General features: G+C 61.6%; 26 protein-coding genes. 15 read left to right on the top strand and 11 right to left on the bottom strand.

All coding sequences use genetic code 11. From position 1 onward, the window contains the following. Positions 1-61 precede the first annotated feature (61 nt). From M729_RS0116625 to M729_RS0116645, 5 genes are read left to right on the top strand one after another with little or no spacing between them, the layout of a single operon-like run. Positions 62-1639, top strand: coding sequence for an ABC transporter ATP-binding protein (locus M729_RS0116625; RefSeq protein WP_027162244.1), 1578 nt, complete (start codon positions 62-64; stop codon positions 1637-1639). Next, a complete protein-coding gene (locus tag M729_RS0116630; RefSeq protein ID WP_027162245.1) occupies positions 1636-2676 on the top strand; it encodes an ABC transporter permease in 1041 nt (346 codons plus the stop codon). Before M729_RS0116625 ends, M729_RS0116630 begins: the two co-directional genes overlap by 4 nt. After that, the gene (locus M729_RS0116635; RefSeq protein ID WP_013530293.1) at positions 2664-3650 is read left to right on the top strand and encodes an ABC transporter permease; all 987 of its coding nucleotides are present in this window, start codon (positions 2664-2666) and stop codon (positions 3648-3650) included. Before M729_RS0116630 ends, M729_RS0116635 begins: the two co-directional genes overlap by 13 nt. An 11-nt stretch (positions 3651-3661) precedes the next feature. Beyond that, positions 3662-4675 (top strand): nucleoside hydrolase, encoded by a 1014-nt coding sequence (locus M729_RS0116640; RefSeq protein ID WP_024502285.1) that lies wholly within the window; start codon positions 3662-3664, stop codon positions 4673-4675. Further along, positions 4672-5619: a nucleoside hydrolase gene (locus M729_RS0116645; RefSeq protein WP_024502284.1), complete on the top strand. Its 948-nt coding sequence runs from the start codon at positions 4672-4674 to the stop codon at positions 5617-5619. The genes M729_RS0116640 and M729_RS0116645 overlap by 4 nt, the downstream gene beginning before the upstream one ends. Before the next feature lie 19 nt (positions 5620-5638). On the opposite strand, the gene M729_RS0116650 is transcribed toward M729_RS0116645, so the two are convergent. From M729_RS0116650 to M729_RS0116675, 6 genes are all read right to left on the bottom strand, one after another. Continuing rightward, positions 5639-6781, bottom strand: a complete 1143-nt coding sequence (locus M729_RS0116650) for a hypothetical protein (RefSeq protein WP_027162246.1) — start codon at positions 6779-6781, stop codon at positions 5639-5641. Positions 6782-6970: 189 nt separating this feature from the next. Beyond that, positions 6971-7492: a prepilin peptidase gene (locus M729_RS0116655; RefSeq protein WP_024502282.1), complete on the bottom strand. Its 522-nt coding sequence runs from the start codon at positions 7490-7492 to the stop codon at positions 6971-6973. Position 7493: 1 nt separating this feature from the next. After that, on the bottom strand, positions 7494-8036 hold the full coding sequence (locus M729_RS0116660) for a tetratricopeptide repeat protein (protein ID WP_027162247.1): 543 nt from the start codon (positions 8034-8036) through the stop codon (positions 7494-7496). Between the two features lie 53 nt (positions 8037-8089). Continuing rightward, complete coding sequence (locus tag M729_RS0116665; protein ID WP_027162248.1) at positions 8090-9028, bottom strand: type II secretion system F family protein; 939 nt, start codon at positions 9026-9028, stop codon at positions 8090-8092. A gap of 15 nt (positions 9029-9043) precedes the next feature. Continuing rightward, positions 9044-10015 (bottom strand): type II secretion system F family protein, encoded by a 972-nt coding sequence (locus M729_RS0116670; RefSeq protein WP_027162249.1) that lies wholly within the window; start codon positions 10013-10015, stop codon positions 9044-9046. Then, positions 10015-11403: a CpaF family protein gene (locus M729_RS0116675; protein ID WP_027162250.1), complete on the bottom strand. Its 1389-nt coding sequence runs from the start codon at positions 11401-11403 to the stop codon at positions 10015-10017. The genes M729_RS0116670 and M729_RS0116675 overlap by 1 nt, the downstream gene beginning before the upstream one ends. A gap of 530 nt (positions 11404-11933) precedes the next feature. On the opposite strand from M729_RS0116675, the gene M729_RS01000000135285 reads away from it, so the two are divergent. From M729_RS01000000135285 to M729_RS0116725, 10 genes are all read left to right on the top strand, one after another. After that, the gene (locus M729_RS01000000135285) at positions 11934-12152 is read left to right on the top strand and encodes a Flp family type IVb pilin (protein WP_050596273.1); all 219 of its coding nucleotides are present in this window, start codon (positions 11934-11936) and stop codon (positions 12150-12152) included. A 111-nt stretch (positions 12153-12263) separates the two neighbouring features. Continuing rightward, positions 12264-13298, top strand: coding sequence for a Flp pilus assembly protein CpaB (gene cpaB / locus M729_RS0116685; protein ID WP_027162251.1), 1035 nt, complete (start codon positions 12264-12266; stop codon positions 13296-13298). Positions 13299-13349: 51 nt separating this feature from the next. Beyond that, complete coding sequence (locus M729_RS0116690; protein WP_027162252.1) at positions 13350-14795, top strand: type II and III secretion system protein family protein; 1446 nt, start codon at positions 13350-13352, stop codon at positions 14793-14795. Next, positions 14782-15075 (top strand): hypothetical protein, encoded by a 294-nt coding sequence (locus M729_RS0116695; RefSeq protein WP_027162253.1) that lies wholly within the window; start codon positions 14782-14784, stop codon positions 15073-15075. The genes M729_RS0116690 and M729_RS0116695 overlap by 14 nt, the downstream gene beginning before the upstream one ends. Positions 15076-15146: 71 nt before the next feature. After that, positions 15147-16595, top strand: coding sequence for a pilus assembly protein TadG-related protein (locus M729_RS0116700; protein WP_027162254.1), 1449 nt, complete (start codon positions 15147-15149; stop codon positions 16593-16595). A gap of 4 nt (positions 16596-16599) precedes the next feature. Next, positions 16600-17127 (top strand): TadE/TadG family type IV pilus assembly protein, encoded by a 528-nt coding sequence (locus tag M729_RS0116705; protein WP_032808679.1) that lies wholly within the window; start codon positions 16600-16602, stop codon positions 17125-17127. Position 17128: 1 nt separating this feature from the next. Next, on the top strand, positions 17129-17773 hold the full coding sequence (locus tag M729_RS0116710) for a TadE/TadG family type IV pilus assembly protein (protein ID WP_027162256.1): 645 nt from the start codon (positions 17129-17131) through the stop codon (positions 17771-17773). Beyond that, positions 17770-18933, top strand: a complete 1164-nt coding sequence (locus M729_RS0116715) for an AAA family ATPase (RefSeq protein WP_024502270.1) — start codon at positions 17770-17772, stop codon at positions 18931-18933. The genes M729_RS0116710 and M729_RS0116715 overlap by 4 nt, the downstream gene beginning before the upstream one ends. After that, complete coding sequence (locus M729_RS0116720; protein WP_013530276.1) at positions 18917-19507, top strand: L,D-transpeptidase family protein; 591 nt, start codon at positions 18917-18919, stop codon at positions 19505-19507. The genes M729_RS0116715 and M729_RS0116720 overlap by 17 nt, the downstream gene beginning before the upstream one ends. Before the next feature lie 20 nt (positions 19508-19527). Continuing rightward, entirely contained in the window at positions 19528-20097 is a 570-nt protein-coding gene (locus M729_RS0116725; protein ID WP_245267591.1) for a hypothetical protein, read from the top strand. A gap of 44 nt (positions 20098-20141) precedes the next feature. On the opposite strand, the gene M729_RS0116730 is transcribed toward M729_RS0116725, so the two are convergent. The 5 genes from M729_RS0116730 to M729_RS0116750 all read right to left on the bottom strand — a co-directional run bounded on the left by M729_RS0116730 (position 20142) and on the right by M729_RS0116750 (position 25155). Beyond that, a complete protein-coding gene (locus tag M729_RS0116730) occupies positions 20142-20675 on the bottom strand; it encodes a hypothetical protein (RefSeq protein WP_027162258.1) in 534 nt (177 codons plus the stop codon). Between the two features lie 60 nt (positions 20676-20735). Next, a complete protein-coding gene (locus M729_RS0116735; RefSeq protein WP_024502266.1) occupies positions 20736-21650 on the bottom strand; it encodes a sugar ABC transporter permease in 915 nt (304 codons plus the stop codon). Positions 21651-21761: 111 nt separating this feature from the next. After that, on the bottom strand, positions 21762-23057 hold the full coding sequence (locus M729_RS0116740) for a sugar ABC transporter substrate-binding protein (RefSeq protein ID WP_084652661.1): 1296 nt from the start codon (positions 23055-23057) through the stop codon (positions 21762-21764). 95 nt (positions 23058-23152) lie between these two features. Beyond that, positions 23153-23974 carry a carbohydrate ABC transporter permease gene (locus M729_RS0116745; protein ID WP_032808731.1) on the bottom strand — a complete coding sequence of 274 codons (822 nt, stop codon included), beginning with the start codon at positions 23972-23974 and terminating at the stop codon, positions 23153-23155. Between the two features lie 5 nt (positions 23975-23979). After that, entirely contained in the window at positions 23980-25155 is a 1176-nt protein-coding gene (locus M729_RS0116750) for an ATP-binding cassette domain-containing protein (protein WP_024502264.1), read from the bottom strand. Positions 25156-25293: the final 138 nt, after the last annotated feature.

The following is a 25293-nucleotide window of genomic DNA, read 5'->3' on the forward strand; positions in this document are numbered from 1 at the left end:
AAGCGCTAGACTGATCCGCCGCGGCTTGCCGCGGCGGATCAGTGTCCAATCTGCGAGAGCCATGTTGTCGAACACGCCGGGGTCGCCGACCCTCCACAGCAATGCCGCGATGGCCGTCAAGTTGACCGGCATCACCAAGCGTTTTGGCGCATTCGTCGCCAATGACGGCATCGACCTTGCGGTCCGCCGCGGCGAGATCCACGCCATCATCGGCGAGAACGGTGCCGGCAAGACGACGCTGATGAACATCCTGTTCGGCCTCTTGCAGCCGGACGAAGGCTCGATCCGGCTGAACGGTGAAGAGATCGTGATCGCCGATCCGTCCATGGCGATAAAGGCCGGCCTCGGCATGGTTCACCAGCATTTCAAGCTGGTTCCCTCGCTCTCGGTTGCCGACAACGTCTTTCTCGGCATGGAAATCCGTCGCCATGGACTGATCGACCACGCTGCGCAGGTGGCGCGAACGCGCGACCTGTCGAAGCGCTTCGGCCTGCAGGTCGATCCGACCGAGCGCGTCGGGCTGCTCTCGGTCGGCATAGAACAGCGCATCGAAATCCTGAAGGTCCTGGTGCGCGGCGCGCGCACCATCATCCTCGATGAACCGACCGCCGTGCTGACGCCGCAGGAGAGCCGTGAACTGTTCCAGACGCTGCGCAGCTTCGTGGCCGAGGGCATGACGGTGATCTTCATTTCGCACCACCTGGAAGAAGTGATGGAAGTGTCCGACACGGTGACGGTGCTGCGCAACGGCAGGAAGGTGGCGACCAGGCCGACGGCCGAGCTCAGCAAGGACGAGTTGGTGCACATGATGGTCGGCCGCGAAGTGAGCTTCGACCGCCGGCCGCGCGCTTCGCTGCACGGCGACGTGGTGCTCGAAGTGAAGGATCTGTGGGCGCGCGACGATCGCCTGCTGCCAGCCCTTCGCGATGCCAGTTTCACGGTCCGCTCCGGCGAGGTGGTGGGGATCGCGGGTGTGGCCGGCAATGGACAGACGGAGCTGGCGGAAGTGCTTTCGGGCCTGCGGCCGGCAAGCCATGGCGGGGCCTGGCTGAAGGGCCAGAATCTCACCGATCTCTCGCCCGCCGCGATCCGCCAGGCAGGCCTCGCCCATGTTCCAGGCGACCGCATGGTACGCGGGGTCGATCGCAACGCTTCGATAGCGGCCAACACCCTGATGGGCCGCCAGCATCGCGCACCATGGAGTTGTGGCGGCATGCTCAACTGGAATGCCATAAATCAAAACGCCGAAACGCTGATCAAGAGCTTCGATATTCGCGCGCGCGGACCGGGCGATGCGGTCAAGCGGCTTTCGGGCGGAAACATCCAGAAGGTCGTTCTGGCACGCGAATTCACCAATGGCGCCGATTTCCTGCTGATCGACCAGCCGACGCGCGGCGTCGACATCGGCGCCCAGGAGGCCATTCATGACGAGATCATGCGACAGCGCGCCGCCGGCCGCGCGATCCTGCTGATTTCCGTGCAACTCGACGAACTGGCCGCCCTTGCCGACCGCATCCTGGTAATGTTCAACGGGCGGATCATGGGCGAGGTCTCTGGCGATGATGCCGACGAGGAGCGCATCGGCATGATGATGGCAGGCGTGGCCGCGCCGGAATTCGCCGCGGAGACCGCATCATGAAAGACCATTTGCATGCCGTTTCCGGCCAGGTCATCGCCATCGGCGTGGCACTGCTGATGGGCGCGATCATCATCCTCATGGTCGGCGAAAGCCCGGTGCGTGTGTTCATGACACTGTTGCGCGGCGCCTTCGGCGATCAGGAGAAGATTGCCGGGACCTTGCTGCAGACGACGCCGATCCTGATCTGCGGTGTCGCTGCCTGCATCGGCTTGCGCGGCGGCATGTTCAACGTCGGCATCGAGGGCCAGCTGTTCCTCGGCGGCTTCGCCGCCGCCTGGGTCGGCTTTGCCATGCCCCTGCCCGCGGGCATTCACACGCTGGCAGCACTGGCGCTGGCGGTCGTGGCGGGCGCGGCCTGGGTCGCCATCCCCGCCTATTTCCGCGCCCGCTACAACACCAACGAGGTCGTCTCGACGATCCTGTCGAACTACGTGGCGGTGCTGCTCACATCCTATTTCACCATCTTCCTGTTCAAGCGGCCGGGCGGCTGGTCGGAGACGCCGCCGATCCTGGCGACATCCTATCTGCCGGAGATCTTCGCCTTCTCGCGGTTGAACTGGGGCCTGGTCATTGGCCTGGTGCTGGCGGTCGGCGCGGCCCTTGTCTTCCGCTACACCAAATGGGGTTACGGCGTCACGATGGTCGGCTCGGCGCCGAAATTCGCCGAATATGGCGGCGTCAACGTGAAACGGCAGGGCTTCCTGGTCCTGCTGCTTTCGGGGGCCGTCGGCGGGCTGGCCGGCGGTGTCGAGACGCTCGGCGTCCACCACCGCTTCATGGAAGGATTTGCTCCCGGTTTCGGCTTCGACGGGCTGATCGCCGCCCTGCTCGCCAATGGCTCGCCGGTCGCCACCATCTTCACCGCACTGTTCTTCGGCGCCCTGCGCAACGGATCGCTGCTGCTCGAGGTCGACACCAGCGCGTCGCGCGAAATCATCACCGTGATCCAGGCGCTGATCATCCTCAGCGTGTCGGCCCAGGTGCTGGTGAGAAAGCGTGGCGACAGCCAGGCAGGGGAGCGGCGATGGAAATTCTAGACAAGCTCATCAACGTCGCGCTGATCGCTGCGACGCTTCGCACCACCGCGCCCATCCTTCTGGTCGCGCTTGGCGGCTCGTTCACCACCAAGGCCGGCATCTTCAACATCGGCCTCGAGGGGCAGATGCTGGTCGGCGCCTTCTTCGCCGTCCTCGGTTCGATCTGGACCGGTTCCGCACTGGCGGGCGTCGCCTGCGGCGTTGCGGCGGCGCTCGTCTTCGCCCTGGTTTTTGCTGTCCTGGTGGTGAGCTTCAAGGCCAATGAAGTTGTCGTCGGGCTGGCGCTCAACATCCTGGCCGGCGGCATGACGATCTCGCTGATGAAAGCGATCTTCGGCACGCGCGGTTCGATCGTCGGTCACGGCATCGTCGGCCTGCCGAAAGTCCAGCTGCCCGGCGCCCGCGACCTTCTCGGCTCCTGGGCGCCGCTGATCTCCGGCTTCACGCCGCTCGTCTATGCCGCCTTCATCGCCGTGCCGCTGCTGGTCGTCTGCTACAACCGGACGCGGCTCGGCCTCTATATCCGCGTCGTCGGCGAAAAGCCGGAAGCCGCCGAGGCGCTTGGCATCTCGATCACCCGCGTCCGCTACATCGCATCCCTGCTGTGCGGATTGCTGGCGGGCCTCGCCGGCGCGCATCTGTCCCTCGGCTACATCACCATGTTCACCGAAAACATGTCGTCGGGCCGTGGTTTCATGGCGGTGGCGATCCTGATCTTTTCCAACGGCGATCCGCTGAAGGTGCTGGCCGGCTGCCTGCTGTTCGGCTTCGCCGATGCCTTTTCGTTGCGCCTGCAGACGTTTGGCTATCCGTCCTACCTGGTTCTCACCGTCCCCTATGTCGTCGCGCTGATCGCATTGTTCGCGCTGTCCTACCGGGCGCGCCCGAGGATCATCGCGGAGACGCTGGAATCGATGCGGAAGCTGCTGTCGGTAGACAGGAACACTGAACCCGGCGGCAAAAATCCCCAGTGAAGGAAGCCTTTATGGAACGCATAATCCTCGACGTGGATTCAGCCGGCGACGATATTCTCGCCGTGCTGTTTGCAGCGGTCAATCCCAAGCTCCGGCTTGAGGGCGTGACCACCGTGACCGGTGCGGCCGGCCCGATCGAACAGGTCACCAACGTCGTCCTCAACACGCTGACGCTCGCCGGGCGTAACGACATCCCGGTTCACGCCGGTGCGTGGCGGCCGATCGTCGGCAACGCCAAGGCCGACATGGAGGCGCCGGTGCATTTCGAAAAACGGCTTGTCGCCCGTTTCGGCGATCGCCTGAAGAAGTTCAACCCGCCGGCGCCGACGCCGGTGCGGCAGGCCACGTCGGGACATGCGGTCGATTTCATCATCGAGACGGTCATGGCCAATCCGGGCGAGATCACGCTGGTGACGACCGGCCCGCTGACCAACGCGGCGATGGCGCTGTTGCAGGAGCCGCGATTGACCGGTGCACTCAAGCGGCTGATCGTGCTCGGTGGCAATTTCCAGACGCCGGGCAACATCACACCCCTGTCGGAATACAACATCTGGGCCGATCCGGAGGCGTCGCGCATCGTGCTCAACGCCGATGTCGAGAAGATCCTCGTCCCCCTCGACATCTGCGAGGACAACCGCGTCGCCGACTCGATGCTGACGCGCGACGACATCGCCGACATGCAGGCCGTCGCGAGGGACAATCCCGTCCTGGAGATGATCGCCGACAGCTTCCCGATCTACATCGACATCTGGCGCGAATTCTTCGACCTCGTCGGGTTCCCGATGGATGACGTGATCACCGTGGCGCTGGCTTTCGATCCCGGCCTGGCGACGATGACCGAGCCGCTGTTCGCCGACGTCGTGCTCGACGGCAGGCTGGCGCGCGGCCAGACCGTCGCTTATCGCGGCCGGCAATTGCTGCCCGGCGGCGGGCCCAAGACCACCCGCATCTGCACCGGCCTGGACGGCCGGCGTTTCCTCGACGGCTTCAAGAAAACCATAGCGCGCTACGAGCGGGCGGCGTGAAAGACGACATGATGACCAAGCCAACTCCTATCCTGTTCGACTGCGACCCCGGCCACGACGACGCCATCGCGCTGGTCATGGCGCATCGCTCGCCGGCCATCGAACTCATCGGCGTCACCACGACCTGCGGCAATGCGGAGGTCGAGAAGACGACCGCCAATGCCTTGCGCATCCTGGAGTATATCGGCGCCGGCGACGTGCCTGTCGCGCAGGGCTGCCACCGTCCGCTGGCGCGCCCGCTGGTGCTCGGCACCGCCGATGGCCCGAGCGGGCTCGAGGGCTCGCCCTACCTGCCGCAGGCGACGATCAAGCCGGTCGACCAGCATGCCGTCGATTTCCTGGCCGACAGGCTGCGCGCCGCGCCCGAACCGATCCTGGTCGTTGCCACCGGCCCGCTCAGCAATATCGGCCTGATGATCCTCAAGCATCGCGACGTGCTGCCCAAGATCAAGGAACTGATCTGGATGGGCGGCGTGTTCTACCGCAAGAGCGAGATCATCACGCCGACCGAATTCAACGCGTTCTGCGATCCCGAAGCGCTGAAGATCGTGCTGGACAGCGGCGTGCCGATCCTGATGGTCGGCCTCGACGTCACCATGCAGGTGCTGATCGAGGCGCCGCAATATGCCGAACTCGCCACCATCGACACGCCGCTCGGCCGGCTCGTCAACGACTGGCTGCTGTTCTACGAGAAGCTGCACCGCAACTCGATGGGCGTCGGCGGCGCCATGCACGATCCGCTGGCGCTGGCGCTGGCCATCGACCCGACATTGGTGCGCACGCGCCCTGCCCATATCGGCGTCGATCTGTCCGGCACCTACGCCTTCGGCGCGACCATCGCCGACTACTGGGGCGAGCGCGGTGAAAAGGACAATGCCCGCATCGCCCATGAGGTCGACGCGGACCGCTTCTTCAAGCTGATGTTCGATCTGCTGCGGGACTGAACATCCAACGGACTGAGGGTTAGCGGAACAGATATTTCGAGACTTCCGGGTTGCCGCGACGCCACATCACATTGTCCAGGAAGTAATGGTGCACGTTGATGAATATCCACGCGATGAAGAGGAAAAGCGACGAGCCGAGCACCTGTTTGTCGTAGGGAACCAGGGCACTCAGCGCCATCGGCACGAGCCAGAAACCGAGAGCACCGAGAATTGTGCCGGCGACGATGAATATCAGCACCCGCAGCCTGTACATCGGCCCAAGAATGGACAGCACCCTGAATTCCGGATCCTTGACGGCATCCACGCGGTCGCGCTCGACATTGGTCTGGTAACGCCAGACGACTGCCAAATACTGCAACGAATGGAGCGCCGGCACCACGAGCAGCCAAAGCGGATTTAGAGCCACGAACAGAATCCAGGCATAGAGCGACACGACGTAAGCGACGACGCCGTTATACGGCAGCGCGCCGCCATGTTTGCGCCAGCGATTGACGAACATCACGGCGGTGGCCGCCGAGGAGGCAGCGGCGACCGCGAGCGCGATGTTGAGGAGCCAGGGCGGGACAGCGAATGTGTAGTAGTCCAGGCCCCAGTACTGCCTTTCGGTGATCACCACGTTTGTCTGGAGCCAGGCGAACAGCCACACGGCATAACCGTTGAACAGCAGCACTTTCTTGTCCTGGTCGCTGAAGAATTTGCGCTTCAGCACCGCGTCCACCATCAGCATGCCATAGCCTTGCTTGACGTAGTGCCAGCCGACGAAAAAGCCCATCGCGTTGGTGGCATATCCCAGCAGGCGGGCGTTGCCGGTTACCGAGCCATAGGCGAAGAAAGCGAGCATGATCAGCGGAACGGCAACCCCCGCAATGATGTAGCGGATCTGGAGATTCCTGTCGTATCCGTCGCCGCGCACCTTGCGTGCGAAATTGCGATAGAAAATCTGGTAGGAATGGGCAAAGTGCGGCTGGTTGATGAGATGCGACAGCAAGAACGCCGCCAGCGCCACGACGCCCTCATATTTGAGCGGCACGAAATACAGGACCGGCAGGATCAGGAACGCGCTCCCGCCGAGCATGAAAAAATCGATGAACGGACCAAACAGGTATTTCTGTGGAGGCGCCGCGACCGAGACCGGAGCATCCGCCGAAAGGTGAAGTGCCATGCTGCCTTCTCCCTGTGATTGTTTATCTAGCCATCAACCTGATAGGAATTTTTTCTTGACTCCCTGCCCTCAGCTATGGTACATTTTTGCCCATGGTGCTGATTTGCGCCAGCGACCCCGCCGCACAGGCGGGTTTTTCGTTTAATACTCCCTCAACCTATGCGCCTGCGAAGGCTCCGAAGGAACCCATCAACCAGAACTGCTCGCCAACACCAAATTCTTGTAGATCAGGAACGCCAGCGTACAGATCGCGGCCATCGAGATCGGCACCCCGAACGGTACGACGCCTTTGCGATCCATATGCTGGACGTAGAGCCGGAACGCCCCCTCAGGCAGCATGAACGGGGTTTTCACCACCATCACCGTGATCAGGGCAAAGACCAGCAACAACATGGAAAACAGGACGAGACTGCTGCCCCCGATCAGGAACGGCATGACCGCCATCAGCTTGACATCGCCGGCGCCGATCTTGCGCAAGGCCCAGAATGGGAAGAGTGCGACAAACAGGAGAAGCCCGGCAAGGGCGCTCAGCCCCATGTCCCACCACGACCCGGATTGGAGCGACAGCAACAGCAAGCCCCCCGCACCCAGGCAGAGCAGCAGCAGCACGTCACGATTGGAAATCTTCTGGGCGGTGAAATCGACCCACGCAATCCTTGCCAGCAAAGGGATGGCGAGCGCCTTCAGCAGCAGGGCTTCGACGAGCAACATGCTAGCGCTCGACGTTCTGCACGCTGGACGACAAAAGCTTCAGATTGTTGGCGACGGTCGGGTCGTTGGGCGCCAGCTCGTAAGCCTTGAGGAAGTTCGAGCGGGCATCCTGCAGCTTGCCGCGCAGCAGGTAGGAATAGCCGACATTGTTGTAATATTCGGGCGTCGCGCCGCCCAGCTTGAAGGCCCAGGCATAGGCCCGGTCGGACAGGTCGAAGCGGTGGATCCGGTCGGTGCAGGCGGCCAGCCCCATCCAGGCGTTGCCATCATTAGGGGCCAGTTGCGTCGCTTTGAAGAACAGTGCGCCGGCATTGCCGTAATTTTCGGCACGGAACTGGTCCTTGGCTTCGGCGACAGCCTGGTCCGAGGCATAGTATTCGACGTCGCTGACCGTTTTCAGCCCGTCGAAAGCATCGCCAAAAGACGTCACGTCGCCCTTCGACGGCTCGTTCGTGCGAACGATCCCGTCGGTTGTATCCGCCGTCTGGCAGCCGGCAAGCACCGCCATGAACAGACAGGCCGCGGCCGCGATAACCCTCTTCATCAATGTGTCCCCTAGGGTCCCCGACTCATATTAGGACTAAAACATATACCTAACTAGTAGAAAATGCCCTTCATGCGAATGACCACAGGCAGCATCACAACCATCATGACGACCGGAAAGATGCACAGGCCCAGCGGAATCATCATCTTCACCGGAAGCGCGTTGCCGCGCTCCTCAGCGCGCAAAATCCGCTGGCTGCGCATTTCATCGCTATAGACGCGCAGGGCATCCGTCAGGCTGGTGCCGAGTTCCTCTGATTGTCGAAACAGCACGGCCAGGGCTCGCGCTTCGTCCAGCCCGATGCGATCCGACAGTTCGCGCAACGCTTCCCGTAACGGCTTACCCGCGCGCAACTGCAAGTTCATGATTGCAAGCTGGATGCCGAGCCATTTGTGGGTGCCGGCCAGTTCGGTGCCGACGCGCTCGACCGCCGCCTCCAAGCTCATGCCGGCATCGGCGCACGTGATCATCATGTCCATGAAGTCGGGAAAACCGCGACGATAGGTCTGCTTTTGCCGATTCTCGAATCGGTCGAGCGCGATACTGGGAATGACAATGCAACCAAGCCCGATCAAGGCCGCGCCCATAAATGCGAACAAGCCCGGCAGCACACGTGACAACAATGCATAGATGACGAGAAACCCGATACATACTGCCGCTAGGCGGCATAGCGTATAAATTATCGGGGCGCTGGATTTGTAAAAACCGGCCCGAAACAACTTTGCCTCCAGCGCATTCGGTTCGCCGCGTTCCTTCTCCAGAGCGCGAAAATAGGCATCAACCGGCCGTTGCGCCGAAATCCTGTTGATCTCCTGCTGGGCGTAGAGCGAGCGACGATCGGCAATCCCCTCGGACAAAAGGCTACGGGCCACGAGCCGTCGCGTCTGGACGACAGGTATGAAGGTGAAGGCAATCAGCAGGAATAGCGCCGCCCCCGCCAGGAAGATGGCGATGGACAACAACAGGCCTAGATTTTGAAGGTTTGCAAACAAGGTTTGTCTCGCTCGTCAAAAATCGAAAGTGACCATCCGGTACATGATGAAGTCGCCCACCAGCGCCCAGCCTCCGAAGATCACAAACACCGGCATGAGTATCGGACTGTCCCAGACATCGCCGTAATAGCTTGGCGCGATGAGCATCAAGATGCCGAACATGAAGATCGGAAAGAGCGAGATGATCCAGGCTGACATGCGGCCTTCAGCCGAAAGTGCCTTGATCTTCAGCCGCAGCTTACGCCGCTCTCGCAATACGGAGGACAAGTTCGATAGGATGCCGGTAAGATTGCCGCCTGTCTTGGCCTGAATGGAGAGCGACACCGATAGAAGATGAAGGCCTTCGAAGCCAACTCTCTCCGATAGTTTTCGAACCGCCTGTTCGAGGCTAAGTCCAAAAGTTATTTCGTCGGATACGATGCCGAATTCGGTGCCGAGTGGATCAGGCATTTCGCGCGCGACCAATCCGATCGCCACAGTGGTCGGGTGTCCGGCGCGCAATGAGCGCACGATCATGTCGAGTGCATCGGGAAGCTGGGCGGCGAATTTCAGGATTCGCTTGTTTCGCGCGCGCCGTAAGACGAGAAGCGGGAGGATGAAGCTGACAAAAACGAAGGTGATGGTCGCGGCAAGAGCCGAAAACCCCAGGATCATATTCAGCACCAGTGCCAGTGCGGCCCCGGCGAAGATGAATACTGCCGCGAAGGTCAGTGGATTGCCTGTAATTCCGGATTGGGTATAGAGCCTGTTGAGCCGAACCGCACCAAAGGCGAAGTCGCCCGTTGCCGTCAGCCCACGCTCCTGCAACAGTCTTTGGAGGCTTTGTTCTGCTGGCGCCTCCTCACCCAGCCGTTGCAAGCGGCGATTTATCGCCCCCGCCCGCGCCCGCCGACCCGCAAAGGACAGGTAAAAGGATTCGGCAGCAAGAATCACCGACGCTGCCGCCAGCACATAGATGAAATAGAGGAGCGTCTGGCCGGTCAGCATCAGAGCGCAACCTGCGGATTGAAGGCGTCCTTGGCGAAATGGTGGCCCAGCGTTGCGGCCTCCTGGGCAAAACGCGGCCGCACACCTGTGGCGCGGAACTCGCCGACAATGGTGCCGTCAGCGGTCACGTCGCGCCGGACGAAATGGTAGATCTCCTGCATCTGAACGACATTGCCCTCCATGCCCGTGATTTCCGAAATGGACGTCACGCGCCTGCCGCCGTCTGACAGGCGCTGCGTCTGCACGATGATGTCGATCGCCGACGCGATCTGCGCCCGGATGGAATCATGGCTCATCGGCATACCGGCCATGCCGACCATCTGTTCGAGCCGCGAGATCGCGTCGCGTGGCGTGTTGGCGTGGATGGTGGTCATCGAGCCCTCATGGCCGGTGTTCATCGCCTGCAGCATGTCGAAGGCTTCCTCGCCGCGAACCTCGCCGACGATGATGCGGTCCGGCCGCATGCGCAGGGCGTTCTTGAGCAGTTCGCGCTGGCGAACCTCGCCCTTGCCCTCGACATTGGGTGGGCGTGTCTCCAGCCGGCCGACATGCGGCTGCTGCAATTGCAGTTCGGCCGCATCCTCGATGGTAATCAGTCGCTCCTTGGACGGGATGTGACTCGACAGTGCATTGAGCAAGGTGGTCTTGCCGCTGCCGGTGCCACCCGAAACCAGGATCGATTTGCGTGCCTGGACAGCGATGCGCAGCAGGTCGATCATCGGTGGCCGGATCGAATTGAACGCCATCAAACGGTCGAGCGAATAGGGATTCTTCGAGAATTTGCGGATCGATACCAGCGGGCCATCGACCGAGACCGGCCGCACGGCGATGTTGACGCGAGAGCCGTCTTCCAGTCGTGCATCTACCATCGGCACCGACTCATCGACGCGCCGGCCAATGGCTGCGACGATCTTGTTGACGATACGCAGCAGATGCGCCTCGTCGCGGAAACGGATTGCCGTCTCTTCGATCATGCCGCGTCGCTCGATGAAGACCCGCTTGTGGGTATTGATCAGGATGTCCGAAATCGAATCGTCCTTCAGCAGAGGTTCGATCGGGCCAAGACCGAGCATCTCGTCTGCCGTGTCGCCGGTCAACTGGTCGAGTTCACGAGCGTTCAGCGGCACGCCGCGGCCACGAACGAATTCGCGCACGATCGGGCGGATCTCGTTCAGGATCTCATCCTTGGAGGCATTTTCAAGGGCAGTCAGATTGAATCGATCGATAAGGTGACGATGAAGTTCGACCTTGATCGTCAGAAAATCATTGCCATGCGATTCAATATCAGCGGCTGATGAAAGAGCCGGAGCAACAGGCTGCACCGCCAGCTGCTCGGTCTTTGACGCTGCCTGCTGTTCGCTTGGCCCCTTGATGAACCGCCCCAGCATAATTGCTTATACTCCCCTCGGACACGCATTAGCGGAAACTAAACGTTAACCAACGAGCGCACAAGCGCCCGGATGCCCGACGCACAGCCATTACTTTCAGCATAGTTAAGATCAAAGCCTGCAAATCCCTTGTTTATTTGATGCAGAGGGTATGCGGGGTTCTCCCAATTTATCCGGGGATCTCGGACTCATCCGACCGCGCCGCAGAAACGAGCAAAACTGCCGCTTAAGTCCTTAGATATAAAGGAATATGCATTCTAGCTAATGCTTCCATGATTTCGCCACATGAGCGGCTGAATTGTGAACGAATGGTTAAGGGCGATCGAAAAATGAAAGGAATCAATCCCTTGATAAGATTTGGCTTTGCTATCTTCTTACCGAATCACGTATATGAAAGTTAAGGAACCCTTAATGTCGTTTGACTCTGCATTTTCTCGGGACCTAGGATCGAGATGACGGGGGATGCTTGGGTATGGATTTCATCTCTTGCTCTGTCTCGTCGGGTTGAAACTCCAAAGGGAGAAATTGACATGAAGAAGCTCATGACGATGACCCGGCAGTTCCGCGACGATGAAAACGGCGCTGCCATGGTCGAATACACAGTACTGCTCGGCATCATCACGGTTGCGGTCATCGCTTCGGTGATCGTTGTCGGTACGTGGGTCAGTGGCAGATGGACTGGCCTTACTGCCGCGTTGGCAACTGTGCCAGCTCTGCCGGCAGCGCCGGCACCGGCGCCGGGGCCGTGATTGCTTAGCCAAAGCTCAGGGAGAGGCCTAGGCCAGAGAGTTTGGGCCTCTCTCCAGCAACTAGGGCAGGACCGGTCGCGGAGCGATCGGATTTGATCGGATAGACTTCTTATGCGCGCCAACACCGTCATCATGATCGTTCTCGCCGGCGTGTTCGGCGTACTGGCTGTCGTGCTTGCCAACATCTGGCTCGCCAACCAGCGCAGCGCCATGGCCCGGACGGAAGATGTGCCGCGCGACACCGTCGTGGTGGCCTCTGTAGCCCTCAAATTCGGCGACGCGCTGACATCGGACAAATTGCGCGAGGTCGCCTGGCCGGCTGGCGCCACGCCGATTGGCGCCTTCAAGACGACGAAGGAAGCCTTGGCCGGCGACGCCCCCAGACAGGCATTGCAGTCGATCAGCGCCAACGAGCCCATACTCGCCTCCAAGATCACTGGCCCCGGCCAGCGCGCCACGCTTTCGGCCGTGCTCGGCGAGGGCATGAAAGCCGTTTCCATCAGGGTGAATGATGTGCTCGGCGTTGCCGGTTTTGTGTTCCCGGGGGACCGTGTCGATGTGCTTTTGACGCGCACCGTGCGCGACAGCGACGGCGCGGACAGAAGCTTCGTCGACGTGTTGCTGCAGAGCATGAAGGTGCTTGCCGTCGACCAGGTCGCCGACGAAAGCAAGGACAGTCCAACCGTGGTCAAGGCAGTGACGCTCGAAGCCAGCACCAGGGATGCGCAGAAGCTGACGCTGGCGGCCGGCGCCGGACAATTGTCCCTGGCGCTGCGCCAGGCCGCCGCCAGCCAGGGCGAGACGACCGAACGTATTACACTTTCCGACCTGACCGGTGATACGCCGGAAGACGTCGCCGCCAGGCAGGCGGAGCTGGACAAGAAGGCAGCAGCGGAAGCGGAGGCAGCAGCCGAGCGCAAGCGCGCCGAAGACAAGATTGCCGGGTTGACCCAGGCCGTGGAAAAAGTGGGAAACCGTCTCGACGAACTGGGCCGGGCTAAGCCGGTTCCTGTCGCGGCACCCGAGACGAAGGAAGTCGTCAAGGAAGTGGTCAAATACATGCAGCCTGAGCCGCCGGCGCGGGCGACGGTCGGTGTTTTTCGCGGCGTGAAGCTCGAGACATATGACGTGCCGCGACAACAATAGCTAAGCGCGGCGAAACGGATGCTGCCACCGGCAGCGAGTGGGGAGACGGGGATGCGAGGTTCTTGGTTAGGGATAGCGACGGCCGCGTTGTCGTGTCTGGCGGCGCTGTTGCTGTCGAGCCTGGCGGCCAATGCGGCCGACCGTTTCATCGACGTGTCGACCCCTGCCGTCCATCGTGTTTTCCTGCCGATGTCGCAATCGGTGACGATCCAGGTGAGTGCCAATCTGGGTGACATCGTCGTCGGCGACGAGAAGATCGCCGATGCCCAGCCGATGACCGATCGCACGCTCTACGTCATCGGCAAGGGCGCCGGCACCACCACGGTCAATCTGTTTTCGACGGACAAGCGCTCTCTCGGCGCCCTCCAGATCGAGGTCGGCGTCGATGTCAGCGACATGGCTCAGGCGATCCGCCAGGTGGCGCCGAAGTCGCGCATCGAAATCGGCTCGGTCAACGGCAAGGTCAGGCTTGGCGGCCATGTCAAGGACGGCGCCACGCTGGCGTCGATCCTGGAAGTCGCACAGCAATATGGCCCCGACGCTGTCATCAACTCGGTCATCGTAGACGACAGCCAGCAGGTCAATCTGGAAGTGCGCGTGCTGGAAGCCAAGCGCAACGCCGGCCGCGATGTCGGCGTGTCTATCAAGAGCACCAACGGCAATGGCACAACCCGTACGGGTACCGGTGTTGCTGCCGTTGACGAAGACAATATTGTGCTCGGACCGGGCGGTCTGCTCAGCGGCCTTCTATCGAACACCAACCCGTTCGCGGCCCTTATCACCCGCGTGATCGACAGCAATATCAAGGTCGATCTGATCATTGAGGCACTCGAGGCCAAGGGCGTGGTTCGCACATTGGCAGAGCCCAACCTGACCACGCTTTCAGGCGAGCCGGCAAGCTTTAACGCCGGCGGCGAAGTGCCTATCCGCAGCGTTGACAAGAATGGCGAAGTCCAGATCGAGTTCAAGCAATTCGGCGTCAACCTACTTTTCACGCCGGTCGTGCTCGCCGACGACAAGATCCACATCAGGCTGGCGCCGGAGGTCAGCGACCTGACCGGCTTCACCACCGCCGGCGATCCGATCTTCACCAACCGTAAGCTGACAACCGTCGTCGAATTGCGCGACGGCCAGAGCTTCGCCGTCGGCGGCCTGCTGTCCAGCAAGACCATCAAGCAGCAGAACCAGGTGCCGTGGCTTGGCCAGGTGCCGGTTATCGGCACGCTGTTCCGCAATTCGAGCAACCAGAAAGAAGAAACCGAGCTGGTCGTCATCGTCACGCCGCATATCGTGCGGCCGGTGAAGCCCGGCGAACAGTTGGCGACACCGTTCGACAAGACGCGGCCTGCCAACGATCCGGAATTCTTCGTGCTCGGCCAGCTGGAAGTGACCAAGGACATGGTCCGCAAATATGAATTGGGCGAAGGCGTCACCGGCCCTTATGGCCACATGCTCGACTTCAAATCGAAGGACAAGATGCTCTATGTCAAGAAATAGCGCCTTGATCCTCATTCTGTGCGCCGGCGCGCTGTCGGGCTGCGCCGCGGACTATCTGAACCACTATGATTCGGTGACCCTGGCCGCCGGCGACACGCAGAAGTTCAATTCGATGCTGCAGACGGTTGACCCGCTCAACCCGGCTTCCAGGAACACACATATCGAAGGTGACGGCACACGCGCGGCAGCCGTTGCCCAGGCCTACAAATATCCACCGCCACCGCCACCGCCGCCGGCTATCACGGTCAACGTGGGTGGGTCGGGCGCGACGACGCAGTGAACTGAACGGAAGGATGCGGAGGGCGCCGGGCATGCGAGGGGCTCTGGCGCAGGAAAGCAGAGAGTAAGGTCATGTTGGGGACCATTCGTGCCTTCTGGAACGATCAACGCGGCATAGCGCTGATCCTCGTCAGCGTCATGCTGCCCGCAATCATCGGTTTTGCGCTGCTCGTGGTAGACATGACCCGCGCCTACAGCCTCCACAATGATCTCCAGAAAGGGGCCGACGCGTTCGCACTTGCCGGAGCGGCGGAACTCGACGGGCGAACGGACGCCATCCTCCGCGCGAATCGCGCCATCCTGAACCTTGTTCACAACAAATACCGCTTCTCCAACCAAGTCGGCCAGCAGACGTTGACTTCGACAACGTCGACGACGACCAGCGGCATTAGCGTGCGCTATCTCAGCAGCCTGCCTACCAACGACAGCGACCCTATCGCCAATGCCAACGTGACGACGGATCCGGCGGTTGCTCGCTTCGTCGAAGTTAGGGTCAAGCCTGTTGGCTTCGCTGCAACATTTCCCGCCTCGTTTCTGACTGGAAACGCCGCCAGCAATAGCATGAACATCGGATCGACGGCTGTCGCCGGCAACGCCGGCGCCACGGTTTGTCAGATGATCCCCGCGTTCATTTGCAACCCCTTTCCGGGGCAGGATCTCAATCAGGTCGCGACTTCGGCCAGCCTTCTGAGAAAGAGCCTAAAGCTCATCGCGGGCAGCAACTCTTGGGGTCCGGGCAATATTGGTTTCCTGCGGCCAAGCGACGGCCATGGATACGGAGAGACCGATCTAGCGACAGACATTGCCATCGGGCGCGTGCCCGAGTGTGTCAATTCCAGGTTGATCTACACTCAGACTGGCACTTTGAGCAACAAGGTCACGGACGCATTCAACACCCGCTTCGACATATACAAAAACGGCGGAGGTTTCCCGTCCAAGGGCGACAGCCGGTGGCCGCCAGCACCGAACGTACGCAAGGGATACAAGATGACAGATGCCTGCACCGGCACCCTCCAGGCGGACACCACGAAATTCCGCGGGCTGACGCCGGATTTGGCGTTCAGCGGCCAGATCGGCAACGGAAGCTGGGATTATGATGGCTATGTCAGCGTGAACAAGCTTACAGCTGGCCTGGCTGGCTTCAGAGATGCTAACGGCAATGCGTACAGCAATGCCAACCCACCATCTCGGTACGATCTCTACAAATATGAGATTGAGAACGGTCTTGTCGGCACCCAGTCCGTTGGAGGAGAAATTGGCACTCCCGCCTGTGCACCGACGACCGGCGGGATCGACCGCCGGCTGTTCCAGGCGGCCATTGTGGATTGCAGCTCTCAGGCCGTCGTAAGCCAACTCAATGGTCAGAGCGGCGCTGTACCCGCTATGGGCTTCGCAAGCGTATTTCTGACCCAGGCGGTCACGGGTGGCGCAGTCATGGCGGAGATCGTGGATATCAACGGCGTCCGCGGCCGCGGCACCCTGTCATCGCTGGTGCGAAACGAAGTGCAGCTTTACAGGTGATGTGATGCTGGCGGGGTTAAGCTCAATTCTGCGCAGGTTTGGTCTTGAGGAGCGAGGCGCGGTTCTCGTTGAGATGACGCTGATTACGCCGTTGATGATCAGCCTTTCGGCGGGCGTGTTCGAATTCGGCAATCTTTTTCACCAAAAACTGCTGATCGAAACCGGCCTCAATGACGGCGCTCGCTATGCAGCACGCTGCAACCAGACATTCAACCCATCGCTGGACTGTGCCACCTACGCCGCAAATATCGCCGCAACTGGAACCTACAATTGCGGCGGCAATTGCGGCATCGCCAGCCGCGTCACTGGTTGGCTACCGACTGCAGTTGCGGTCGATCCCAACTACCTTGTCATACCGGTGACCACCGACGTGAGCACCGGCCTGCAGAACTACAGTAGCTCTTCATTAAATGTCCGAGTGGTTCGGCTCTCCACCTCCTTCACATATACTGGAGCGTCTTTGCTCAATTATCTCGGTCTGGGACCGATCACCTTTTCTGCTGCTCACGAAGAACGGTACATAGGGTGGTGAGATGCGTACCCTAGCCCGTTTCAGAATTGATGAAGCCGGGGCCGTGATGGTTGAGGCCACCATAAGCATGGTCCTGCTGCTGGTGCTCACTCTTGGCTTCGTTGATTTCGGCTACGCATGGTATCAATGGAATGCTGCGGCGAAGGCCGTGGAAATAGGCGCGCGCATGGCCTCCATCTCGACACCAGTTGCACCCCAGATCACTGGCGCCGGAGTCGCGACAATACCAGGCAACCCGGTTCCCGTGGGCAACTACGATTATACGTGTAATGGCGCCACCAGCGCATGTACTTGCGTCGGTTCGGGGTGTGTAGCCGGAACCTTCACTCCAGCGAACTTCAATCGCGTCTTTCGCGGTGATGCGGTCGGTGTCGGCACCTGTCCAGCTCTCGCAGCAGGGCAACGGCCAGGCATGTGCCATTTCTTTTCGCGGCTCCAACCCTCCAACATCATCATCAAATACACGGCAACTGGGCTTGGATACCAAACCCGCGCGAGCGGGTCGGTGCCGACGATAACCGTGAGCCTTCAAAACATGAGCTTCCAGTTCTTCTTCCTGAGTGGACTGCTCGGTTTCAACAACATCGCCATGCCCTCCATGCTGAGCACGGTCACGGGCGAAGACATGAAGAGTACCGCGCCATGAACGCCATCAACACCAAGGTTACGCCGACCAAGCGCAAGCAGGTGGCGCTGTTTTCGTCGGATCCGAATTTCAAGCGCGATGTGGCGACGCGGCTCGATGCGCTGGCGATCTATGACGTCAGGGTTTCCGAGACGAGCGATTTTCTGAAAGGACCGCCGGCGGACACACGCCCGGGCATCGTCATCCTCGATCTCGGCAATGGCGAGCTGCTCGGCAGGCCCGGCATCGTCGAGGCGCGCGCGCTGTGGGCCAGCGTGCCGCTGATCGCGGTTTCCGACGAGCTGAGCTCGGAGCAGACGCGCGTTTTGGTGCGCATGAACGCCTCGGACTGGCTGCACAAGCCGCTCGACGGCAAGGAACTGCTCAACGCGGTGACCTTCCACGACACCGGCAACCAGGGAACCAAGAGCCGGATCATCACCTTCATCAGCGCCAGCGGCGGCGCCGGCGCCACGACGCTGGCGCTGTCGGCTGCCGAATTCCTGGCGTCGAAATCAGCTGAGCGCGCTGCGTCCACCTGCCTCGTCGACCTGGATTTCCAGAGCGCCAATTGCGGCGCCTATCTCAATCTGTTCAACCAGTTCGACCTTGCCGGCATCATCGGCCAGCCGGAGCGGCTCGATGTCGAGCTGATGGACGTCATCAAGCTGTCGCGCCCGTCCGGCCTCACCCTCTACGCATTCGAGCGGCCGCAACTGCCGTTCGAGCCGCATGGCAGCGATTTCGTCTTCCGGCTGCTCGACCTCGTCGCCTACCGCTTCGACGACATCGTCATCGACCTGCCCAATCTGGAAACGCCCTGGCACAATTCCGTGCTGTCGACGAGCGACGAGATCTTCATCGTGTTCGAACTCAATGTCGCGTCGCTGCGGCAGGGCAAGCGGCTCTACAAGAAGATCCGCGAGCTGCGCGGCAATGCGGTCAGCATCACGCTGGTCGCCAACAAGCACAAGCGCAAATGGTTCGGGAACCATTTTTCACGCAGCGAGCTCGAAAAGATCTTCAAGGCGCCGCACATCAAGTCGGTCGCGCTGGACAATGCGCTTCTGACCGATGCGCTGAACAGGGCCATCCCGCCATCGGAAGTGGATGGGCGGGCGCGCTTCAACAAGGATCTGAAGCGGATGTTCAAAGAGCGGCTCGATGACGCTGCCCGATAGATACCGGATCGCCCCAAAGCTCGCCGGCGCCTGCGTGCTCGGCATGGCGCTGGCGCTGTCCGTCCACGGCTTCGCCGAGGCGCGATCAGCACTTTCGGAGCGGCCGCCGCTGCCGGCGATGGGACCCAGCCTGCGCAAGGCCGTTACCTTTAGAACCGCCGAGCAGCCGGGAACGATCATCATCCGCAAGGACGAGAAGGCGCTTTACCTGGTGACCCGCCAGGGCCAGGCGCTGCGCTACCAGATCAGCGTCGGGCGCGACGGGTTCGGCTGGACCGGCATCGTCAAGGTGGGGGCGAAGACCGAATGGCCGGAGTGGCGCCCGCCGCAGGAAATGCGCGCGCGCCAGCCGGAGCTGCCGAAAATGGTGCCCGCCGGCCCCTACAACCCGCTCGGCGCAAGGGCGCTCTACCTGTCGCGGGACGGGCGCGACACGCTCTACCGCATACACGGCACCAACGACCCGTCGGGTGTCGGCTTCGACGGGACATCGGGCTGTTTTCGCCTCACCAACACGGATGTGATCGATCTTTTCAAACGCGTCGCGGTCGGCGCAAAGGTGGTGGTCCAATGACGATGATCAGCGAACCGGACATGCCGGCGATCGATATCGGAAACCAGGAACAGCGCGAACCGGCTGCCACCGGGAAACCCAGCAAGGCAAAGACGATCGCCGTCATCGTCGCCGGTGGCGCGCTTCTGATCACCGCGGTCAACATGGCGGCCGCGGTCTATCTCTATCGGGGCATGAGCGACCTGCGTTTCGTCGAGGCGCGGCTGGAGCAGCTCGGCGCGTTCGAGCAGCGGATCGCGGCCCGGCTCGACACGGTCAACAACGGTTTTCAGAGCCGGTTCGAGAAACTGGACAGCCAGTTGCAAGGCAGCTTCAACGAGATCGATGCCAGCATTGCCCGGCTTGGGCAGAATGTACCGGTCGCCGGCGGCGAGGCCATGCCGGGTGCGCAAGAACCCTCCGAGATCGCTACCAGCACGCTGGCGCAAGCGCCCGAAGCCCTCGACGGCGAGAGCGCGAGCGAACCCGGCGTCATCGAAGCGCCCGCACCCAGGAGGAGAATCGCATCGGCGTCGCCCCCTGCTCCCAGCTCCAATTACCAGCGCATCCAGCAGCCCGACGGCAAGGTCTATTACCGCCGGATCAACTAGACCCAGCAGAGCCCGGATCGTGCAAGGTGTAAGTGGCGAATGATCTAGAGATCGCGCTGCAGCGCCAGGATGCGGATGGCCCGGACGGACCGCTCCCGCGCCTCGGTGAGAAAGGCGATGTGGCAGTAGGCACAGGCCACGAAGCCCAAAAGCAGCACCAGGCTGTTCTTCAAGGTGAAGTCGACGGCCAGCGAATAGGGAAGACCCTTGGGCGACGTGAATTCGGCAATCGTGCTCGCCGTTTCCGAATGGCTGCCGACCGCGATCATCAGCCCGGCGAAAATCAGGGCGATATGGTTGGCGAGGAAGAAGAAAGCCGACCGCTTGGCGTGGCACGCCATCCAGCAGACGATCGATGCGGCGGCAAGGATAGCGGCTTCGAACGCCATGGAACCGCCCAGCCAGACATCCACCTGCTGCCAAAGCACCGTCGACAAGGGGCGCAGTTCAAGCCATAGCCACCATGCGGTGGGGCTGGCTGGATAGATGCCCAGCAACAAGGTCGCCATGCGCTCCCCTGCCAGGACCGCCAGAATGAGAAACGGAAAGGCGAAAAGCAGGAGCGGCTTGCGTTTCATGTTCCCTCGACAATCTGCAAACCAGGATAGACCGCATAGATTGCTCAAGGCTTAACAGCCCTACTTCCGGCCCTCTCCCGATTGCGAGCGTTCCAGGACGGCGAAGAAGATCACGGTGAGCAGAAGCACGATCAGCAGCAGCACGAACGCGGCTGCCGCGCCTTCGTTGAGCGAAAGGCCGAGAAAGGCACGGCGATAGGCAAAGAAGCTCAGCACTTCGGTCGCGTTGCCCGGCCCGCCCTTGGTCAGGACATAGGGCAGATCGTAGGTCCGGAATTCGTTGATCAGCTGGATGATGATGGTGATCGCCGCGACCGGCCGAAGCATCGGAAGCGTGATGTAGAGGAATTGCTGCCAGCCGCGCGCGCCGTCCACTTCAGCCGCCTCATAGGGATCGCGCGGCAAAGCGGCGAGCCCCGCGGCGAGGATCAGCACGACGAAGGACATTTGCTGCCAGATGTCGATCGCCGCCATCGTCCAGAGCGCCATGCCTGGCGTGCCCAGCCAGTCGAGGCGCGGCAGGCCGAACGTTTCCATCAGATGATTGGCGATGCCGAGATTGGGCTGGAGCAGCATGCGCCAGATCAGGGCGACGCTGATCGGCGACATCGCCATGGGAATGGTCAGAACCGCGAAATAGACCGGCTTCATCCGGACCGTCCGGTTGAGCATCAGGGCGATGCCGAGCCCAATCACGAATTCACCGACCACCGTCACCGCCGAATAGCGCACGGTGAGCCAGAGCGCGTTCCAGAACAGCTCATCGCCGATCATCGAAGCGAAATTCTTGAACCCGACAAGCGGCAGGAACTGCGGCTTGATCAAGGTCATCGAGGAGATCGAGAGGATGCAGGCATAAGCCAGGGGAAAGCCCATCACGATCGCCAGCAGCAGCAGGCCGGGCAAGGCGAAGGCCCAGCCGGTCCGCCACTCGCGGCCACGGGCAGCCCATCCTTTTTTGATCGCATTGTGCATCGTGGCCGAGCCTTGGTCGGGGTGGCGTTGCTGATCTCGTCAAGATCCGGGGTCTGGAAGATCCGGCGCGGCTGACACCGCCGCGCCGGGTCTCCTTGCCGAGCCGGACCGCTATTTGTCGAGGAGCCCCTGCAGGCCGTCGGAAGCTGCCTTCAGCGCCGCGTCCGATGTCGCCTGGCCGCCAGCCGCCAGCGAAAGCTGGGTACCGAGCAGATCCTCGTATTGCGCCGAATAGGTGAAGATCGGGAACGACTTGCCGGTCGCCACCACATCCTGGGCGGTCTTGTAGAAGGGATATTTCGCCAGCACCGCCGCATCGGCATAGACATCGCTGCGCACGGGCGCGTGGCCCTCGAGCGCGCGCTTCACCGAAACATCCTTGCTCTGCACCCACTGGATGAAGGTCCAGGCGGCTTCCTGCTCTTCCGGCGACGTGTTCTTGGGAATGCCCCAGCCCCAACCGCCGCTCTCGCCATGGCCGCCCGGCATCACCGACAGGCCGACCTTGCCGGCGACCGTCGGACACTTCACGGCATCGTCCATCTGCGGCAGCATCCACCAATAGGTGACCATGCTGAAGGCGGAACCGCTGCACATCAGGCGCATGGTGTCGTCGAGCGTCGCCGATACGGCACCTTGCTGGGCGCCGTGCTGGATATTGTCGACATAGAGATCGAGCGCCTTCTTGGCCTCTGCCGTGTCGAGGCTCGCCTTGCCGTCGGTATTGAGATAGCTGCCGCCGGCGGAGAACAGGTAGTTGGAGAATTCCATGCTGTTGGGATCGCCGCGCTGGCCCTGCATCGCGGCCCCGGCGACACCGGCATTGGCCTTCATGAATTTGGAAATTGCCACATAATCTTCGAGCGTCGTCGGCAAAGCGAGCTCCTTGCCGGTTGCCGTCTTGTAGGCGGCCTTGAGCTTCTCGTCGCCGACCAGGTCCTTCCGGTAGAGGAGGCCCATCGAGTAGTTGTACATGGGCACCAGGAACAGCTGGTCCTTGGTTCGGCCGAGCAGGTCAAGCGTCGAGGGAATGAAGGGGCTCAGATCGTATTTGGATTTCTCGACGAAGGGTTTCAGGTCGGCCAGCCAGCCGGCCGCCGGAAATTCGCCGGCCCACAGGAAGTCGACCTCGAGCACATTGTAGTAGCTCTGCGGCGCGGTCAGCTGCGACACCAGCTTGTCGTGCATGTCAGGATAGCCGATCTTCTCAAACTCGACCTTGATGCCGGTCTGCTTCTCGAATTCGGGCAACAGCGCTTCAATGATCTTGGTTTCCGGCACGTCCTCCATCAAGGCGTGCAAGGTGATGGGCTCAGCCGCCCTGGCCGGAAGCGATGCGCCGACAACAGCTGCCCCGCTCACGGCCGTCATCAGCATTTTGATCAAGGTCTGCTTGTTCCAAGTCATAACTCTCTACTCCTCTTTCCCTCTGGACGCGGCGGTGATCCCGCCACGATTTCATAACCGGCTAGCGAGCCATGTCGGCTCTCGGAGCGGCCGGCCTATTTCACGCTGCCGAACGTCAAGCCCTGGACGATGAAACGCTGGATGAAGCGGGAAGCCACGACCAGCGGCAGGATGGCAAGGACGACGCCGGCAGAAACCTTGGCGATCTGGACGCCGTTCGAGGTCTGCAACGCCGCAAGCGCAACCGGTATGGTTGCCGTCTTCGGCCCGCTCAAAACCAGGGCAAACAAAAACTCATTCCACGCCAGGATGAAGCCGAGCACGCCGGCGGCCGCGATACCGGGCATCGACACCGGCAGGACAATACGCCAGAAGGCGCCCCAGGCGGTCGCGCCGTCGGTCATCGCCGCCCATTCCAGATCCACTGGAATGCCCTCGAAGAAGCCCATCAGGATCCAGGTCAGGAAAGGCAGGTTGAGCGCGGCATAGACGATGATCAGCCCGGTCAGCGAATTGCTGAGCTCCAGGCTTCGGAACAGCGTGAAAGTCGGCAGCACCAGCGCCACGGGCGGCAGCATTTGCGTCGCCAGAACGGCAAAACGCGCCCAACGACCGCCCGTGCGGAAGCGGGCGAAGGCATAGCCGGTGGTGGCGGCAAAAGGCAATGCGAGCAGAACCGAGCCGAGCGCGACGATCAGGCTGTTGAGGTACGACTGACCGAAACGGCTCGACAGCAGCGCCGAATAATTGTCCGTCGTAAAGGCCGGCATCAGCTCGTTGCTGTAGGACAACTGCTCGGGGACGAAGCTTGTCCGCAGCACCCAGAGCGGTGGCAGCAGCACGATGGCGCAGACGACAATCAGCCCGAAATGCAAGCCGAAGCGGCGACGAAAGGCCGGCCGTTCGTTTCTGTCCATGCTGGTCATCGCGTGGCCCCCATGAGGCTCGGCCGCGCGATGACCAGTTCGGTTTCGGGATCAAAGAGGTGCATCGGCAGCGGGTCGATGTAGAGTTCGACCATCGAGCCGACGGGCGCCGTGAAATAACGGCTGAGGCGGGCGGCGATCTCCAACGGCTTGTCGCCCCCCGCGGGGTGAGCATCATCCCTGCCGGTGGCCTGACCGGCAATCTGGCCGATCAGGACGTTCTCGGCGCCGAGAGCCTCGACGGCCACGACCCGTACGGCAATCTTCTGCCAGTCCGGCTTGTCGGGGCTTTCGTGGAAATCCTCGGCCCGCACGCCCAGAATGACGCGGCGCCCGGCACGCTCGCCATAAGCGTTGCGGTGGCGGGCGGGGACGGCAAGCACGGCACCGCTGTCGGTCAGGACGGAGAGCCCTTCGCCAGGTGCGGCCTGAAGCGTGGCCGGAATGAGGTTCATCGGCGGCGTCGCCAGGAAGCGTGCGACGAAGGTGTTGACCGGGTCGGCATAGACTTCAAGCGGCCGGCCGGCCTGGATCAGGCGACCATCGCGCATGATGCATATGCGATCGCCCATGGTCATCGCCTCGACCTGGTCGTGGGTGACATGGACGATGGTGCGGCCGAGGCGCCGGTGCAGCTTCACGAGTTCGAGCCGCATCTCGGCACGCAGTTGCGCATCGAGATTGGACAGCGGTTCGTCAAGCAGGAAGGCCGCCGGTTCGCGAACGATCGCCCGGCCGAGCGCGACACGCTGCCGCTGGCCACCCGAAAGCGCTGCCGGCTTGCGGCCGAGAAGATTCTGCAGACCGAGCAGGTTAGCGGCGTCTGCAATCTTGGCATCGATGACCGCCGCGTCGGTGCCGCGCATCTTCAGCCCGAAGGCCATATTCTGCCGCACCGACATATGCGGATAGAGCGCGTAGCTCTGGAACACCACGGCGACGTTTCGGTCGCGCGGCGCGACATTGGCGACGCTCTTGCCACCGATGCGAAGATCGCCGGAGGAGATACTCTCCAGACCGGCAATCATCCGCAGCGTCGTCGACTTGCCGCATCCCGACGGACCGAGAAAGATCACGAATTCACCATCGGGAATGGTGAGATCGACCTCATGCACCCCGTAATTGCCATTGCCGTAGAGCTTGGAAACGCGATCGAGCTCGATAGACGCCATAGACTTTCCTCATGAACCCGTCTGACCCGGCTGACGCCGAAGGCCGAAGTCGAGCGAACGGTCATCTTAGAGAACAAAATATAACATTAAAAGCCTAACTTCTGATCATATGTGTTCACTTTTTTGGATAGGCGCGTG

Source organism: Mesorhizobium sp. WSM1293 (assembly GCF_000513875.1).
In the GTDB taxonomy this organism is placed as follows: Bacteria; Pseudomonadota; Alphaproteobacteria; order Rhizobiales; family Rhizobiaceae; genus Mesorhizobium; species Mesorhizobium ciceri.

What these genes read in the sequence shown, in the direction of transcription:
- M729_RS0116695 (WP_027162253.1), top strand. Translation starts at nt 14,782, where the DNA reads ATGTCAAGAAATAGCGCCTTGATCCTCATTCTGTGCGCCGGCGCGCTG.
- M729_RS0116725 (WP_245267591.1), top strand. Translation starts at nt 19,528, where the DNA reads ATGCCGGCGATCGATATCGGAAACCAGGAACAGCGCGAACCGGCTGCC.
- M729_RS0116640 (WP_024502285.1), top strand. Translation starts at nt 3,662, where the DNA reads ATGGAACGCATAATCCTCGACGTGGATTCAGCCGGCGACGATATTCTC.
- M729_RS0116710 (WP_027162256.1), top strand. Translation starts at nt 17,129, where the DNA reads ATGCGTACCCTAGCCCGTTTCAGAATTGATGAAGCCGGGGCCGTGATG.
- M729_RS0116660 (WP_027162247.1), bottom strand. Translation starts at nt 8,036, where the DNA reads ATGAAGAGGGTTATCGCGGCCGCGGCCTGTCTGTTCATGGCGGTGCTT.
- M729_RS0116705 (WP_032808679.1), top strand. Translation starts at nt 16,600, where the DNA reads ATGCTGGCGGGGTTAAGCTCAATTCTGCGCAGGTTTGGTCTTGAGGAG.
- M729_RS0116715 (WP_024502270.1), top strand. Translation starts at nt 17,770, where the DNA reads ATGAACGCCATCAACACCAAGGTTACGCCGACCAAGCGCAAGCAGGTG.
- M729_RS0116730 (WP_027162258.1), bottom strand. Translation starts at nt 20,675, where the DNA reads ATGAAACGCAAGCCGCTCCTGCTTTTCGCCTTTCCGTTTCTCATTCTG.
- M729_RS0116745 (WP_032808731.1), bottom strand. Translation starts at nt 23,974, where the DNA reads ATGGACAGAAACGAACGGCCGGCCTTTCGTCGCCGCTTCGGCTTGCAT.
- M729_RS0116720 (WP_013530276.1), top strand. Translation starts at nt 18,917, where the DNA reads ATGACGCTGCCCGATAGATACCGGATCGCCCCAAAGCTCGCCGGCGCC.
- M729_RS0116635 (WP_013530293.1), top strand. Translation starts at nt 2,664, where the DNA reads ATGGAAATTCTAGACAAGCTCATCAACGTCGCGCTGATCGCTGCGACG.
- M729_RS0116740 (WP_084652661.1), bottom strand. Translation starts at nt 23,057, where the DNA reads ATGACTTGGAACAAGCAGACCTTGATCAAAATGCTGATGACGGCCGTG.
- cpaB (WP_027162251.1), top strand. Translation starts at nt 12,264, where the DNA reads ATGCGCGCCAACACCGTCATCATGATCGTTCTCGCCGGCGTGTTCGGC.
- M729_RS0116750 (WP_024502264.1), bottom strand. Translation starts at nt 25,155, where the DNA reads ATGGCGTCTATCGAGCTCGATCGCGTTTCCAAGCTCTACGGCAATGGC.
- M729_RS0116700 (WP_027162254.1), top strand. Translation starts at nt 15,147, where the DNA reads ATGTTGGGGACCATTCGTGCCTTCTGGAACGATCAACGCGGCATAGCG.
- M729_RS0116630 (WP_027162245.1), top strand. Translation starts at nt 1,636, where the DNA reads ATGAAAGACCATTTGCATGCCGTTTCCGGCCAGGTCATCGCCATCGGC.
- M729_RS0116690 (WP_027162252.1), top strand. Translation starts at nt 13,350, where the DNA reads ATGCGAGGTTCTTGGTTAGGGATAGCGACGGCCGCGTTGTCGTGTCTG.
- M729_RS0116625 (WP_027162244.1), top strand. Translation starts at nt 62, where the DNA reads ATGTTGTCGAACACGCCGGGGTCGCCGACCCTCCACAGCAATGCCGCG.
- M729_RS0116650 (WP_027162246.1), bottom strand. Translation starts at nt 6,781, where the DNA reads ATGGCACTTCACCTTTCGGCGGATGCTCCGGTCTCGGTCGCGGCGCCT.
- M729_RS0116675 (WP_027162250.1), bottom strand. Translation starts at nt 11,403, where the DNA reads ATGCTGGGGCGGTTCATCAAGGGGCCAAGCGAACAGCAGGCAGCGTCA.
- M729_RS0116655 (WP_024502282.1), bottom strand. Translation starts at nt 7,492, where the DNA reads ATGTTGCTCGTCGAAGCCCTGCTGCTGAAGGCGCTCGCCATCCCTTTG.
- M729_RS0116670 (WP_027162249.1), bottom strand. Translation starts at nt 10,015, where the DNA reads ATGCTGACCGGCCAGACGCTCCTCTATTTCATCTATGTGCTGGCGGCA.
- M729_RS01000000135285 (WP_050596273.1), top strand. Translation starts at nt 11,934, where the DNA reads ATGAAGAAGCTCATGACGATGACCCGGCAGTTCCGCGACGATGAAAAC.
- M729_RS0116735 (WP_024502266.1), bottom strand. Translation starts at nt 21,650, where the DNA reads ATGCACAATGCGATCAAAAAAGGATGGGCTGCCCGTGGCCGCGAGTGG.